Consider the following 13,754-nt stretch of genomic DNA (forward strand, 5'->3'; position numbering starts at 1 on the left):
GAGGCGCGGTTGACGTTGAGGCCGCCGAGCGAACACTTCGCGAATGCGACGCTGGTTACGCGAACGATTCCGCCGGCGGCGCTGGTGCGCGTTTCCAGGTACGAGACGGGCGAGCCGTACTTCGGCAAGTCGGGCGGCAACCGTTTCGACGACCCGCGCAAGCGGCGCCGGTATGGCACCAGCTATTTCGGTTTCGACCTGCACTGTGCGTTTGCCGAGACGGTGCTGCACGACGAAGTCGCCGATCTCGCCGTTGGCGGCTTTCCGCTCGTGACGACGGAGCTTGAGCGCTTCGTGCTGTCGTTTACCGGCTCTCCGCTGACGGTGGCCGTCCTGCACGGCTTACCGCTGAAAAACCTTGGCGGCGACGGCGCGCTGTCGACCGTCGTACCGTACGACATCCCGCAGCAATGGTCGCTCGCCGTGCACGGGCATGGCCGCCGGGTCGACGGTATTCTGTATATGTCACGCCATCTCAACACGTCGGAAGCGCTCGTGCTTTTCGATCGTGCCGAACCGAAGCTCATGCTCGAGCGCGCCGTGCCGTTCCGGCGCCACGTCGACGCTGCCCGCGTGCTGCGGGACTTCAACATACTGCCGCGTTAAGTCACGTCAAGCCGTGTCTCGCCGGACGCCGACGAATGGCCCCGCGCGGCCTTCCGTCGGAACGAGGGCTCGCGTGATATCCCGCGGCCCGGGCGCTCATGCCGCCGCGCCGCTCCCCGCAACCCGCGCCTGCCGCTGGTACAGCACCATCGACAGCGCGACGCCCGCGGCGGCGGCCACCGCCGCGAACAGGAACACCTGCGGATAACCGAACGCGCCCGCGACATAGCCGGCGAGCGGGCCTGTGATGCCGAGCGACAGGTCGAGGAACACCGAGTACGCGGACAGCGCCGCGCCGCGGCTCGCGGGCGGCACGAGCGCGACGGCCTCGACGCCGAGTGCAGGGAAGATCAGCGCGAAGCCGAAGCCCGTCAGCGCGGCGCCGACGAGCGCGACGTGCGGCACGGGCGCGAGCCACAGCAGCACGAGGCCCGAGCATTCGAACGCGAACGACACGATCGCGACGCGGAAGCCGCCGTACGTCTTGATCGTGTTCGCGAACAGCAGGCGCGCGCCGATGAACAGCGTGCCGAACACGGTCAGCGACAGTGCGGCGTTCGGCCAGTGGCGCGCGGCGTAGTACAGCGTGACGAAGGTGGCGATCGAGCCGAAGCCGGCCGAGCCGAGCGCGAGGCCGAGGCCGTGCGGCAGCACGCGCGTGAACACGCTCGCATACGACATCCGCTCGCCGTGCACGAGCGGCACGGAATCGATCAGGCGCGCGAGATAGAAGCCGGTCGCGGCGAGCGCGATCACGATCACGCCGATCAGCGCCGGATTCAGCGTATGCGCGATCGCGACGCCGACCGGCGCGCCGAGCGCGAGTGCGCCGTAGGTGGCGATCCCGTTCCACGAGATGACCTTCGCGTTGTGCGTGACGCCGACCCGGCCGATGCCCCACAGGATCGCGCCGGTGCCGCACAGGCTCTCGCCGACGCCGAGCACGAGCCGGCTCGCGACCAGCAGCACGAGGCTCGCGACCGGCCAGTGCGCGAGCAGCAGCGCGACGAGCAGCAGCACGCCCGACACCCCGCAGCCGACCAGCCCGCGCAGCACCGTCTGCTTCGGCCCGAGCGTATCGGCGAAGCGCCCGGCGAGCGGCCGCGATGCGAGCGTCGCGAAATACTGGACGCTGATCGCGCCGCCCGCGACGATCGCGGAAAAACCGAGGTCGTCATGGACGAAGCCCGGCAGCACCGCGAGCGGCAGGCCGATGGTCAGGTAGCAGATGAACGTGAAGCAGACGACGGACACGATTTGCAGCGTGACCGCGAACCCGCTGCGCGGCGGTGTGGCGGAATCGGTTGACATGGGGTCGGAACGAATGAACGAAACGAACGGAAGACGGCGAAAAAGGGAATCGGGATTTTCCCATGGAACCGGTTTTCACGCAGGTACCATTTAGTTAATCGCGCCCCGTTTTTGACGATGACGGACGGTGTTGAAGACATCGGGAATGGGTACAGGGCACCGTGCGGAAAGGGCGGCGAGCGGCCCCGGCGTTCCCCGGCGTTCATATCGCGGCAGTTATATGGGCCCCATGCGTGATGGGCTATGGGTTGCGAAATTTGATGGTGATAGCGTGCAAACTGTCAGAAAAACGTCGGTCGAGCGCACTGCGCAGGCCGCCTTGCCCCCCATTTGAAGAACCCTCGAGACATGAGTGAGCCGATCCGCTTCTACCATCGTCACGCGATTCGCGAAGTCAGCGGCGCGGACGTCACCCGCACCGTGCTGCAATACCTGCGCGAGGACGCGCATTGCACCGGCACCAAGGAAGGCTGCGCGGAAGGCGACTGCGGCGCATGTACGGTCGTCGTCGGCGAGCTGACCGACACCGGCGCGGTCGAGTTCAAGGCCGTCAACGCATGCATCCAGTTCCTGCCGACGCTCGACGGCAAGGCGCTGCTCACGGTCGAGGACCTGCGTCAGCCGGACGGCGCGCTGCATCCGGTGCAGCAGGCGATGGTCGACTGTCACGGTTCGCAATGCGGGTTTTGCACGCCCGGCTTCGTGATGTCGATGTGGGCACTGTACGAGAAGCACGGCCACGAAGGTTGCGGCAGCGCGTGCGCGAAGGCGAAGGACGTACCGACGCGCACCGAGATCGCCGATGCGCTGACCGGCAACCTGTGCCGCTGCACCGGCTACCGGCCGATCGTCGACGCGGCCGTGCAGATGTTCGATGGGCCGGCGCCGTCGGCACCGGTCGACACGGCCGCGCTGGCCCGCACGCTCGCGTCGCTCAAGCGCGACGACACGTTCGACTACACGACGCTCGACGGCGCGCGCTTCGCGGCGCCGCGCACGCTCGATGCGCTGGCCGCGCTGAAGGTCGAGCGGCCCGACGCGCGCATTCTGGCGGGCAGCACCGACATCGGCTTGTGGGTCACGAAGCAGATGCGCCGGCTCGACGACCTGATCTACGTCGGCCAGATCGCCGAACTGCAGCGCGTCGTGCACGGCGACGACTGGATCGAGATCGGTGCGGGCGTGACGGTCGAGAACGGGTATGCGGCGCTGGCCGGCACGTATCCGGAGCTGACCGAAATGTGGAAGCGCTTCGCGTCGCTGCCGATCCGCAATGCCGGCACGATCGGCGGCAACGTCGCGAACGGCTCGCCGATCGGCGATTCGATGCCGGGCCTGATCGCGCTCGGCGCGCGCGTGGTGCTGCGCGGCGGCGACACGGTGCGCGAGCTGCCGCTCGAGGCGCTGTACACGGGCTACCAGCAGAAGGACATGGCGCCGCACGAATTCGTCGTCGGCCTGAAGGTGCCGACCCGCACCGGCGCGCGCGAGAAGCTGCAGTTCCGCACGTACAAGCTGTCGAAGCGGTTCGACTCCGACATCTCGGCCGTGTGCGCGGCGTTCGCGTTCATCGCGGACGGCGACACGATCTGCGAGCCGCGCATCGCGTTCGGCGGGATGGCCGCGACGCCGAAGCGGGCGGCGCACACGGAAAGCCTGCTCGACGGCGCGCAATGGCACGAAGCCACCGCGCAGGCCGCGATGCAGGCGCTCGAGCGCGACTACCAGCCGCTGTCCGACATGCGCGCGACGAGCACGTATCGCCTCGATACCGCGAAGAACCTGATGTACCGATTCTGGCTGGAGACGCGCCCGCACGACCCGCTGCCGCCGCAAGCCCTGAATGTGCGTGAAGTGGCCGCCGAAACCGGCACCGACGCGGCGCGCGTCTGAAGACGGAGAACCCCGAACATGAACCAGCAAGCAGAACCGTTCCTGAACACCCTCGATCCGCAAGCCGACGCCGCGCAGGTCCACGTCTCGCGCGCGCACGAATCCGCGCACCTGCACGTCAGCGGACGTGCCACCTACACCGACGACATCCCGATCGTCGCGGGCACGCTGCACGCGGCGCTCGGCCTGTCGGCGAAGCCGCACGCGAAGATCGTGTCGATGAACTTCGACGCGGTGCGCGCGACGCCGGGCGTGGTCGCCGTGTTTACGGCCGACGACATCCCGGGCGTCAACGATTGCGGCCCGATCATCCACGACGACCCGGTGCTCGCGAAGGGCATCGTGCAGTTCGTCGGCCAGCCGATGTTCATCGTCGTCGCGACGTCGCATGAAACCGCGCGGCTCGCCGCGCGCCGCGCACAGGTCGACTACGAGGAGTTGCCGGCGATTCTCACCGCGCAGGAAGCGCGCGCGGCCGAAACCTACGTGATCCCGCCGCTGAAGCTCGCGCGCGGCGACGCGGCCGCACGGCTCGCCGTCGCGCCGCACCGCGAGTCGGGCGAAATGCTGCTCGGCGGCCAGGAGCAGTTCTACCTCGAAGGGCAGATCGCGTACGCGGTGCCGAAGGACGACGACGGGATGCACGTGTACTGCTCGACGCAGCACCCGAGCGAGATGCAGCACCTCGTCGCGCACGTGCTCGGCGTCGCGTCGCACAACGTGCTCGTCGAGTGCCGCCGGATGGGCGGCGGGTTCGGCGGCAAGGAATCGCAGTCGGGCCTGTTCGCGTGCTGCGCGGCGCTTGCCGCATGGAAGCTGCTGTGCCCGGTGAAGCTGCGTCCGGATCGCGACGACGACATGATGATCACCGGCAAGCGGCACGACTTCCATTACCGCTTCGACGTCGGTTACGACGACGACGGCCGCATCGACGGCGTCGCGCTCGACATGACGTCGCGCTGCGGCTTCTCGGCCGACCTGTCGGGCCCGGTGATGACGCGCGCGGTATGCCATTTCGACAACGCGTACTGGCTCGGCGACGTGAACATCGCCGGCTACTGCGGCAAGACCAACACGCAGTCGAACACCGCGTTCCGCGGCTTCGGCGGCCCGCAGGGCGCGTTCGCGATCGAGTACATCCTCGACGACATCGCGCGCTCGCTCGACCGCGATCCGCTCGACGTGCGCTACGCGAACCTGTACGGCAAGACCGAACGCAACGTGACGCCGTACGGGCAGACGGTCGAGGACAACGTGCTGCAGGAACTGCTCGGCGAACTCGAGGCGACGAGCGACTACCGCGCGCGGCGCGCGGGCGTGCGCGAATTCAACGCGCGCAACACGGTGCTGAAGAAGGGCATCGCGCTCACGCCGGTGAAGTTCGGTATCGCGTTCAACGTCACGCACTTCAACCAGGCCGGCGCGCTGGTGCACATCTACACCGACGGCTCGGTGCTCGTGAACCACGGCGGCACGGAGATGGGGCAGGGGCTCAACACGAAGGTCGCGCAGGTCGTCGCGCACGAGCTCGGCATCCGCTTCGGCCGGGTCCGCGTGACGGCGACCGACACCAGCAAGGTCGCGAACACGTCCGCGACGGCCGCTTCCACGGGCTCGGACCTGAACGGCAAGGCCGCGCAGGATGCGGCGCGCCAGCTGCGCGAGCGGCTCGCGGTGTTCGCGGCGAAGCAGTTCGGCGACGGCAAGGTCGATGCGGCCGACGTGAAGTTCGGCAACGACTTCGTGTGGGTCGGCGGCAACGGCGTGCCGTTCGGCGACGTGGTCGCGAAGGCGTACCTCGCGCGCGTGCAGCTGTGGTCCGACGGTTTCTACGCGACGCCGAAGCTGTACTGGGATCAGTCGAAGCTGCAGGGCCGGCCGTTCTACTACTACTCGTACGGCGCGGCCGTGTCGGAAGTCGTGATCGACACGCTGACGGGCGAGATGCGCACGCTGCGCGTCGATGCGCTGCACGACGTGGGCGCATCGCTGAACCCGGCGCTCGACATCGGCCAGGTCGAAGGCGCGTTCATCCAGGGGATGGGCTGGCTGACGACCGAGGAGCTGTGGTGGAACAAGGGCGGCAAGCTGATGACGCATGCGCCGTCGACCTACAAGATCCCGACGGTGAACGACACGCCGCCCGAGTTCAACGTGCAGCTGTTCAAGAACCGCAACGTCGAGGACAGCATCCACCGCTCGAAGGCTGTCGGCGAGCCGCCGCTGCTGCTGCCGTTCTCGGTGTTCTTCGCGGTGCGCGACGCGGTGGCCGCGGTCGGCGACTACCAGGTGAACCCGCCGCTCGACGCGCCGGCCACCGGCGAGTCGATCCTGCGCGCGGTCAGCGCGGTGCGTGCGGCGCGCGCCGGTCAGGCAGGCTGAGATGAAACGGCTCCCACGCTCGCTTCGTTCGCCGCTTCCGATGGGGGCGGTCAGCCTCCCAGGGGCGGCCCGGCGGAGGCTGACATGAACGGCCCCGCACGCTCGCTTCGCACCGCGCCGCCCCCGGCGTTCGCGCAGGGCACCGGCCAGCGCAACCGCGCGAGCGGCACGCCGGCGCCGATGCACATCGTGCTGTTCGGCGCCGGGCACGTCGGTCACGCGCTCGTCACGCTGCTCGGCGCGCTGCCGTGCGTCGTGCAGTGGGTCGACACGCGCGACGAGCTGTTTCCGGACGAATGTCCGCCGAACGTGCAGCCGGAGCCGACCGACACGCCGGAGGCCGTCGTCGACGCGGCGCCGCCCGGCGCATATTTCCTCGTGATGACGCACAACCACGCGCTCGACTTCTCGCTCGCCGCGCAGATCATGCGGCGGCGCGACTATGCGTACTTCGGGATGATCGGCTCGCGCACCAAGCGCGTGAAGTTCGAGCGCCGGCTTGCCGCGCGCGGCGTCGATCCGGCGCGACTCGTCGAGATGGTGTGCCCGATCGGCGTCGCGGGCATCGTCGACAAGACGCCGGGCGCGATCGCGGTGGCCGTCTGCGCGGAGCTGCTGCAGGCGCGCTCGGGCATGCCGGTGGCGGACGTGAAGGCCGCCGCGGCGGGGCGTGCGCGCGACGACGTGTCCTGCGCGCGGTAGCACCGCGCGGCCAGCGCATGGCCGCGCGTTTTTGCATACACTGCACGACGACGCGCGGCACCGGGCCGCGCCTTACCGTGCACGCACCATGTCCGATCACCAGGTTTATCTCGACACGCTCGATGCGAGCCTCGTCGCCATCGAGCGCTGGCTGTCCGGCGTCGATACCGCGCCCGGGGCGCTCGACGCGCTGCTCGCTTCGTTCTCCGCCGATTTCACGATGATCCTGACCGACGGCCGCGAGGTCGACCACGACGGCACGCGCGCGCTGTTCGCGAAGCTCGCCGGCGCGAAGCCGGGGCTGCGCATCACGCTGTCGGACACCCGCGTGCTCGCCGCCGACGCGTCGCATGCGACGCTCACCTATCTCGAAGCGCAGCACGCGGCCTCGGGCGAGCTGCCCGCGCGCCGCGCGACCGCCGTGTTCGAACGCGACGCGGCGGGCGTCGTGCGCTGGGCCCATCTGCAGGAAACCTTCTGTACGACCTGAACGGCCTGATTGGCCGCGCCGAGGCTCAGCTCGGCTCGACGCTTGCGGCTCAGCGCTTGCGGCCGCGGGCGACCGTCAGCTCGTCGGACACGCTCTGCATCAGCGCGCACAGCCACGCGATGTCGGTCGGCCGGTCGGGTTGCGGATGCGTGAGCAGGTAGCTCTTGATGCGCGGAAACGGCACCGGCGGCGTGACGACGACGAGCGGCAGCAACTGCGCGTAATGCGTCGCGAAGCGGCGCGTCGTCGTGAAGATCAGGTCCGATTGCAGCAGCACCTGCGGCACGATCCCGAAGTACGGAAGCGTCGTCACGATGCGCCGCGTGAGGTGCGCGCGGGCAAGGCCGATCTCGATCGCGTTGCGCTTGTCGCCGGTGTACGGCGTCGGCGCGACGTGCGCGGCCGACGCGTACGCTTCGCGCGTGAGCGGCCCGCGCGCGAGCGGGTGCGCATCGCGCATCAGGCACACGATCGTGTCGGAGAACAGGTCCTGGCGTGCGAACTGCGGGTCGGGCTTCGGCCAGTTGCCGATCACGAGATCGAGCGCGCCGGATTCGAGCGCGCCCGCGTGATCGAGCGCGGGATTCAGCGAATCGATTTCCAGGTGCGCATGCGGCGCCGCGTCGCGAAAGCGCTCGATCAGCGTCGGCATGAAGAAATCGTTCAGGTAATCGGGCGCGGCGACGCGGAACGTGCGCCGTGCGGACGACGGATCGAAGTCGCCGTGCGGCGTCGCGATGAAATCGACCTCGCGCAGCGCGCGCTGCGCGGCCTCGAGCAGCGACGCGCCGTATTCGGTCGGCACCATGCCGGATTTGCCGCGCACGAGGATCGGGTCGTTCAGCGTCTCGCGCAGCTTGCGCAGCGCGGTGCTGATCGCGGGCTGGGTCTGGTTCAGCCGCAGCGCGGCCTGCGTGACGCTGCGCTCGAGCAGCAGCGTGCGCAGCACACGCACGAGCCAGATATCGAGCGAGGCGGTACGGTCGTCGTCTTCCATCGGTGGGGGTGATTCGGGTGACGCGTAACGTTACCGTAATCGCGCGTTGCCGTGCGTGATACCGGCCATCACGCGCGGCCCTTCGGCAGCGCGCTGATCCGCTTGACCTCGCGCGATTCGAGCCAGTTCGGCGTGCGCGCGCAGTACAGCACCATCGGCAGCGCATCCTCGCCCCAGAACAGCTGCTGGTTCATCCAGAACGTCGGCACGCCGAACACCCCGAGCGCGATCGCGTCGGCGTTGTTGCGTGCCAGTTGCGCGGCGGTCTCCTCGAATTCGATCAGCTCGTCGCCGTGTCCGACGCCGACCCGCTCGCACAATGCCGCGAACCCTTCCGGCGTCGACGGATCGTTGCCGTCGCGCCAGATGAAGCGGAACATCTCCAGCACGGTCGCGATGTCGGCGCGCAGCGCGATCGCGAGGCGCAGCACCTTGTCGGACTCGAACGGGTGCGCGGGCGGCATCTTGAAGCGGATACCGAGCTGCTCGGCGCGGAACAGCGCGTGACGGTACGTGAACACGCGCTTGGCCGGCACGTCGGCGCTGGGGCGCTGCCCCCAGTGCCGCTGCAGGTCGGGCAGCGACACGGCGACGGGTTCGAACGGCACGTCCGGCCACTTGTCGTGCTGTTCGAGGAGCAGGTAGGAGAACGGCGACACGAAGTCGAAGAACCAGGCGGGCTGGGCGATATCGAGGCCGGTTGTCATGTCGATCTCCAGTGGATGGGGCGTGCGGCGTCTGGCGGCGGCCTCCATGTTACGCGGCGGTGCACGCATGCGGCAATGATCGCGGATCGTCCGGTCAAGCGGAACCGGGAGTCGCCCGAGGGGGCGTGCCGGCCGGCGGCGCGGCGTCGGCACGTGCCTGCGGCGGGCCGCCGGCGCCCGGCGGGCCGGCCGGCGTGTCGTGGTCGTGCGCGGTGAGCCGTTCGCGCACGAAGCCGATGTGCTCCCGCAGCACGTAGAACTGGCCCGCATAGGAGAGCGGCATCTTCATCCGGTTCACGGCTTCCTCGATGTCGTCGAGTTCGTCGAGCAGCTGCACGCGCTCCTCGGCCGTGTGCTCGCCGAGCGCGCGGCGCTCGAGCGCGATCAGCGCGCCGTACCAGCGGTAGATGCGCGAGCGCACGCGCCAGCCGTACAGCGACGGCACGAGCCGCAGCCCGGGGATCAGCACGACGATCAGCGGCACGACCACGACGAGCAGCCGGTCGACGAGGCTCGCGACCCAGAACGGCAGCCGCCGGTACAGGAAGGTCTTGCCGGATTTGTAGTAGCGCGCGGCGTCGTCGGACAGCGGGAAGCCGCGCGTGACGGACGACGGGAATTCGCCCGCGTGCTGCAGGATCGTCGCGTGGCCGTGCACCTCGCGCGCGGCCTCGATCAGCAGGTCGGACAGCGCGGGGTGCAGCGAGTCGCGTGCGACCAGCTCGATGGTCGGCGCGACCGTGTGGATGTCGGCGGGCGGCAGGTTGCGGCCGAGATCGTAGACGCCCATCGGCAGCGTGATCGCGGTCAGGTACGGGAAGCGCCGCGCGTACGCCTCGGCCTGGGTGAACGAATACACGTGCACGCCCGGTGCGCGGAACAGCTTCGCCATCACCGGGATCTGCGTCGAGTCGCCGGACAGGAATGCCGCGTCGATCTTGCCGTCGAGCAGCGCGGTGGCCGCATCCTCGCCGGCGGTCGGCAGCAGCTCGGTCGACCCGCCCGGCACGATGCCGTTCATCTTCAGCAGCGCGAGGCTCAGTTCGCGCGCGCCGCTGCCTTCCGCGCCGAGCGCGAGCCGCTTGCCCTTGAAGTCGGACAGGCGCGCGACGACCGGGCCGCGGTACATGATCGCGAGCGGCACATAGCCGATGCTGCCGAGCGACACGAGGTGTTCGTCGCGCTCCTTCGGGCCGATGCCGCTCTGCACGAAGCCCACGTCGACCGGCGCGTTCGGGTTCGACAGCCGCGCGAGGTTCTGGGCGGACCCTTCGGATGACTGGACGTCGAGCGTGACGCCGTTCTTCGCGAGGATCGTCTTGTATTTCTGCGCGGCGTTCCAGTACGTGCTGCCGGGCGGCCCGGACGAGATCACGAGCGTGGACGGCGGGGCCGGCTGGATCAGCTTGACCGCGAGCCAGACGGCCGTGGCGGCGAGCAGCACGGTGGGGCCGATCGACAGCGCGAGGTCGCGCCACGACACCGCGACGAAGCGGGCGAGGATGCGGCGAGGCGGGCGGGGGCGGGCTGGCTTCATGGGGGGCGGCGGATGACGCTGGCGTGACGTATCGGTGACGGTCGGCGCGGACGATGCGGATTCTCGCGGCGATGGTACCCGGTTTCGCGGTGCGTGCGCGAGTGCGGCGCGGCGGCGCGACGACAGCGGCGGGGGCCGCCGCGTCAAAAGCTTTGCGCTTCCGCGGGCGCTGGATTACATTGTGCGACGCAGCCGCGCCCGATTCGCGCGCGACCCGGCACGCAATGAGACCGGGCGCGTCCGGCCGGCGGCTGTCCGGCCCGGCCGGCCCGCTCTCGCGTGCGCCGTCCGCCAGCCCGTCTTGCCTCTCTCGTATCGCCGTGGAAAACACCGGCTGTCCCGCCCGTTCGCGCGCGGGCCGGCTGTTTTTGGGGGTATCCGGCCGTACTGTGCACGGCCGTTCCGGAGTGATAAGGAGATAGCATGAAGTCGATCGTGTTGAGAGCGTTGGGTGTCGCCGCCGTGGCGGCCTGTCTGTCGGGCAGCGTGTATGCGCAGTCGAGCGATGCGGCGGCAACGGAAGCGCCCGCGGCAGCGACCAGCGCGCCGAAGGCCGCCGCGAAAACCGCGAAGAAGGCGAACCGCAAGCTCGGCTATACGGTGCGCAAGGCGATTTCGAAGGAATCGGGCGTCAACGTGTCGAACCTCGTCGTGCGTTCGAAGGGCGGCGCGATCACGCTGGAAGGCACGATGCCGGCCCAGGACCAGATCGACAAGGCCGAAGCCGCAGCCAAGGGCGTGGCGGGCGTGACGTCGGTCACGAACAAGCTGACGGTTCAGCAGCAGTGATGCCGGGCGGCGGCGCGCGAGCGCCGCGTGCGCCCGTTTCCAGGCGGGCCCCGGCATGCCGGGGCCCGTTTGCGCTTGAGAGGCCGCAAGCCGCATGAAGCGGCGGCGGACCGATAACGATATCGAGAGGGCGGCGATGACGAGGCTCGGGTGGGGCAGGCGGATGGTTTTCGGCGCGGCGCTGGCCGCGATCGCGCTACTCGGCGCCTGTAACGGCGACGAATCGGCCGAGCGCAACCGGTTGCCCGGTTTCGTGTCCGGCAGCGTGCGCACGACAGCCTATGACGGCGCAAGCGACGACCTGCTGACGGCCGGCCTCGGCAAGACGGGCCTCGGCTCGGCCACCGCGCCGGGCTTCGCGAACGCCGCCCGGCCGACGGGCGCCGAGCTGCGCCGCCTCGCGATCTGGTCGAACTACCGCGCGCTCGTCGACATGAGCGCGAACGGCGGCTACGGCCGCTTCTGGGGGCCGAACGTCGATCTAGACGGCAACGCCACGCTCGGCGAAGGCAAGATCCCCGGCACCGAATATCTCGCATACTCCGACGACGGCAGCGGCAGCAAGAACGTGACGCTGCTCGTGCAGGTGCCCGCCAGCTTCAATCCCGCGCAGCCGTGCATCGTCACCGCGACGTCGTCGGGCTCGCGCGGCGTGTACGGCGCGATTTCCGCGGCCGGCGAATGGGCGCTCAAGCGCGGCTGCGCGGTTGCCTACAACGACAAGGGCGGCGGCAACGGCGCGCACGAACTCATGTCGGACACCGTCACGCTGATCGACGGCACGCTCGCCAACGCGGTGCTGGCCGGCACCGCGAGCCTGTTCACCGCGAACGTGACGAGCGGCGATCTCGCCACCTTCAATTCCCGCTTCCCGAACCGCTATGCGTTCAAGCACGCGCATTCGCAGCAGAATCCCGAGCAGGACTGGGGGCGCGTGACGCTGCAGTCGGTCGAGTTCGCGTACTGGGCGCTCAACGAGCAGTTCGGCCCGCTGATCGACAGCTCGCATCACGGCGTGCGCTATCGCGCGGGCGACATCACGACGATCGCCGCGTCGGTCAGCAACGGCGGCGGCGCGTCGCTCGCGGCGGCCGAGCAGGACAATCGCGGCTGGATCACCGCGGTCGTGGTCGGCGAGCCGCAAATCAACGTGCGGATGGCGCCGAACGCGGTCGTGCGCTCGGGCGGCCAGCCGGTGCCGTCGTTCGGCCGGCCGCTGGCCGACTACGCGACCCTCGCGAACCTGCTTCAGCCGTGCGCGGCCGCGTCGGCGTCGCTTGCCGGTGCGCCGTACCTGAGCGCGCTGCCGGCGGCGACCACGCAGTCGATCCGCACGCAGCGCTGCGCGACGCTCGCCGCGGCCGGGCTCGTGTCGGGGGCCGATACGCAAAGCCAGGCCGCCGACGCGCTCGCACAGCTCCACGCGGCCGGCTACCTTGCCGATTCCGACCTGCTGCAAGCGCCGATGTGGGATTCGCAGGCGATTCCGGCGATCGCCGTCACGTATGCGAACGCGTACACGCGCTCGCGCGTCACCGACAACCTGTGCAATTTCAGCTTCGCGACGACGAACCCGGCGACGGGCGCCGTCGCCGCGCCGGCCACGTCGCCGATGCCGGCCGTCTTCGGCGTCGGCAACGGCGTGCCGCCGACGGCCGGCATCGACCTCGTGTTCAACACGGGCGCGGGTATCGACCACCGGCTCGCGACACCCGATGCGAGCTTCGCGGGCGCGCTGTGCCTGCGCCGGCTCTGGACGAACGGGATGCTCGGGATGCCCGCGAACGTCGATGCGGTGCGCGTGAACGCGAACCTGCAGGGCAAGCCGGCGATCATCGTCCAGGGCCGCAGCGATGCGCTGGTGCCCGTGAACCACGCATCGCGCGCATACGTCGCGCAGAACGGCGTCAGCGAAGGCGGGCGCAGCCGGCTCGTGTTCTACGAGGTGACGAACGGCCAGCACTTCGACGCGTTCCTGCCGGTGCCGGGCTTCGACACGCGCTTCGTGCCGGTTCACTACTACAACCTGCAGGCGCTGAACCTGATGTGGCGGCACCTGAAGAATGGTGCGCCGCTGCCGCCGTCGCAGGTGATCCGCACGGTGCCGCGCGGCGGCACGCCGGGCGCCGCGCCCGCGCTGACGAGCGCGAACCTGCCGCCGATCTCGGCCGCGCCGGGGGCGAACGCGATCACGACCGGCGCCGGCACGATCGACGTGCCGCTCTGACGGCGCCCGCCGCGCCGCCCGCACGAAGCCGGACAGCCGTCCGGCTTTTTCCTTTGTGCGAATGGAATCGGTCCCGGATTGGCTTTTGTCCGAATGGCGAGCGCTGTAACAAA

Annotated in this window: 11 protein-coding genes; 7 read left to right on the forward strand and 4 right to left on the reverse strand. The window is 69.6% G+C overall.

Annotation, left to right across the window (positions count from 1 at the left end; genetic code table 11):
• Positions 1–9 precede the first annotated feature (9 nt).
• Positions 10–606 carry an RES family NAD+ phosphorylase gene (locus APZ15_RS07795; protein WP_027788243.1) on the forward strand — a complete coding sequence of 199 codons (597 nt, stop codon included), beginning with the start codon at positions 10–12 and terminating at the stop codon, positions 604–606.
• Positions 607–702: 96 nt separating this feature from the next.
• Here APZ15_RS07795 and APZ15_RS07800 read toward each other — a convergent pair whose 3' ends face one another.
• Entirely contained in the window at positions 703–1,917 is a 1,215-nt protein-coding gene (locus tag APZ15_RS07800; protein ID WP_027788242.1) for an MFS transporter, read from the reverse strand.
• Positions 1,918–2,265: 348 nt separating this feature from the next.
• On the opposite strand from APZ15_RS07800, the gene xdhA reads away from it, so the two are divergent.
• From xdhA to APZ15_RS07820, 4 genes are all read left to right on the forward strand, one after another.
• Entirely contained in the window at positions 2,266–3,810 is a 1,545-nt protein-coding gene (gene xdhA, locus APZ15_RS07805; protein ID WP_027788241.1) for a xanthine dehydrogenase small subunit, read from the forward strand.
• An 18-nt stretch (positions 3,811–3,828) separates the two neighbouring features.
• A complete protein-coding gene (xdhB, locus tag APZ15_RS07810) occupies positions 3,829–6,192 on the forward strand; it encodes a xanthine dehydrogenase molybdopterin binding subunit (protein ID WP_027788240.1) in 2,364 nt (787 codons plus the stop codon).
• Between the two features lie 84 nt (positions 6,193–6,276).
• Positions 6,277–6,894, forward strand: coding sequence for a xanthine dehydrogenase accessory protein XdhC (xdhC, locus tag APZ15_RS07815; RefSeq protein WP_027788239.1), 618 nt, complete (start codon positions 6,277–6,279; stop codon positions 6,892–6,894).
• Positions 6,895–6,982: 88 nt separating this feature from the next.
• Positions 6,983–7,384 carry a nuclear transport factor 2 family protein gene (locus APZ15_RS07820; protein WP_027788238.1) on the forward strand — a complete coding sequence of 134 codons (402 nt, stop codon included), beginning with the start codon at positions 6,983–6,985 and terminating at the stop codon, positions 7,382–7,384.
• 49 nt (positions 7,385–7,433) lie between these two features.
• Here APZ15_RS07820 and APZ15_RS07825 read toward each other — a convergent pair whose 3' ends face one another.
• The 3 genes from APZ15_RS07825 to APZ15_RS07835 all read right to left on the reverse strand — a co-directional run bounded on the left by APZ15_RS07825 (position 7,434) and on the right by APZ15_RS07835 (position 10,625).
• The gene (locus APZ15_RS07825) at positions 7,434–8,381 is read right to left on the reverse strand and encodes a LysR family transcriptional regulator (protein ID WP_021157131.1); all 948 of its coding nucleotides are present in this window, start codon (positions 8,379–8,381) and stop codon (positions 7,434–7,436) included.
• 68 nt (positions 8,382–8,449) lie between these two features.
• The gene (locus tag APZ15_RS07830) at positions 8,450–9,088 is read right to left on the reverse strand and encodes a DsbA family protein (protein WP_027788237.1); all 639 of its coding nucleotides are present in this window, start codon (positions 9,086–9,088) and stop codon (positions 8,450–8,452) included.
• Between the two features lie 94 nt (positions 9,089–9,182).
• The gene (locus APZ15_RS07835; protein WP_027788236.1) at positions 9,183–10,625 is read right to left on the reverse strand and encodes a TAXI family TRAP transporter solute-binding subunit; all 1,443 of its coding nucleotides are present in this window, start codon (positions 10,623–10,625) and stop codon (positions 9,183–9,185) included.
• A 423-nt stretch (positions 10,626–11,048) separates the two neighbouring features.
• Here APZ15_RS07835 and APZ15_RS07840 point away from each other — a divergent pair, with 423 nt between their 5' ends.
• Both APZ15_RS07840 and APZ15_RS07845 read left to right on the forward strand, forming a co-directional pair.
• Entirely contained in the window at positions 11,049–11,414 is a 366-nt protein-coding gene (locus tag APZ15_RS07840) for a BON domain-containing protein (RefSeq protein WP_021157129.1), read from the forward strand.
• A gap of 136 nt (positions 11,415–11,550) precedes the next feature.
• Positions 11,551–13,641 (forward strand): D-(-)-3-hydroxybutyrate oligomer hydrolase, encoded by a 2,091-nt coding sequence (locus APZ15_RS07845; protein ID WP_027788235.1) that lies wholly within the window; start codon positions 11,551–11,553, stop codon positions 13,639–13,641.
• Positions 13,642–13,754 lie beyond the last annotated feature (113 nt).

The organism is Burkholderia cepacia ATCC 25416, from assembly GCF_001411495.1.
Lineage (GTDB): Bacteria > Pseudomonadota > Gammaproteobacteria > Burkholderiales > Burkholderiaceae > Burkholderia > Burkholderia cepacia.

Bases quoted from the DNA above. Each gene is read 5' to 3' on its own strand.
- APZ15_RS07840 (WP_021157129.1), top strand. From the start codon at position 11,049: ATGAAGTCGATCGTGTTGAGAGCGTTGGGTGTCGCCGCCGTGGCGGCC.
- APZ15_RS07800 (WP_027788242.1), bottom strand. From the start codon at position 1,917: ATGTCAACCGATTCCGCCACACCGCCGCGCAGCGGGTTCGCGGTCACG.
- APZ15_RS07835 (WP_027788236.1), bottom strand. From the start codon at position 10,625: ATGAAGCCAGCCCGCCCCCGCCCGCCTCGCCGCATCCTCGCCCGCTTC.
- xdhC (WP_027788239.1), top strand. From the start codon at position 6,277: ATGAACGGCCCCGCACGCTCGCTTCGCACCGCGCCGCCCCCGGCGTTC.
- xdhA (WP_027788241.1), top strand. From the start codon at position 2,266: ATGAGTGAGCCGATCCGCTTCTACCATCGTCACGCGATTCGCGAAGTC.
- APZ15_RS07820 (WP_027788238.1), top strand. From the start codon at position 6,983: ATGTCCGATCACCAGGTTTATCTCGACACGCTCGATGCGAGCCTCGTC.
- APZ15_RS07825 (WP_021157131.1), bottom strand. From the start codon at position 8,381: ATGGAAGACGACGACCGTACCGCCTCGCTCGATATCTGGCTCGTGCGT.
- APZ15_RS07845 (WP_027788235.1), top strand. From the start codon at position 11,551: ATGACGAGGCTCGGGTGGGGCAGGCGGATGGTTTTCGGCGCGGCGCTG.
- xdhB (WP_027788240.1), top strand. From the start codon at position 3,829: ATGAACCAGCAAGCAGAACCGTTCCTGAACACCCTCGATCCGCAAGCC.
- APZ15_RS07830 (WP_027788237.1), bottom strand. From the start codon at position 9,088: ATGACAACCGGCCTCGATATCGCCCAGCCCGCCTGGTTCTTCGACTTC.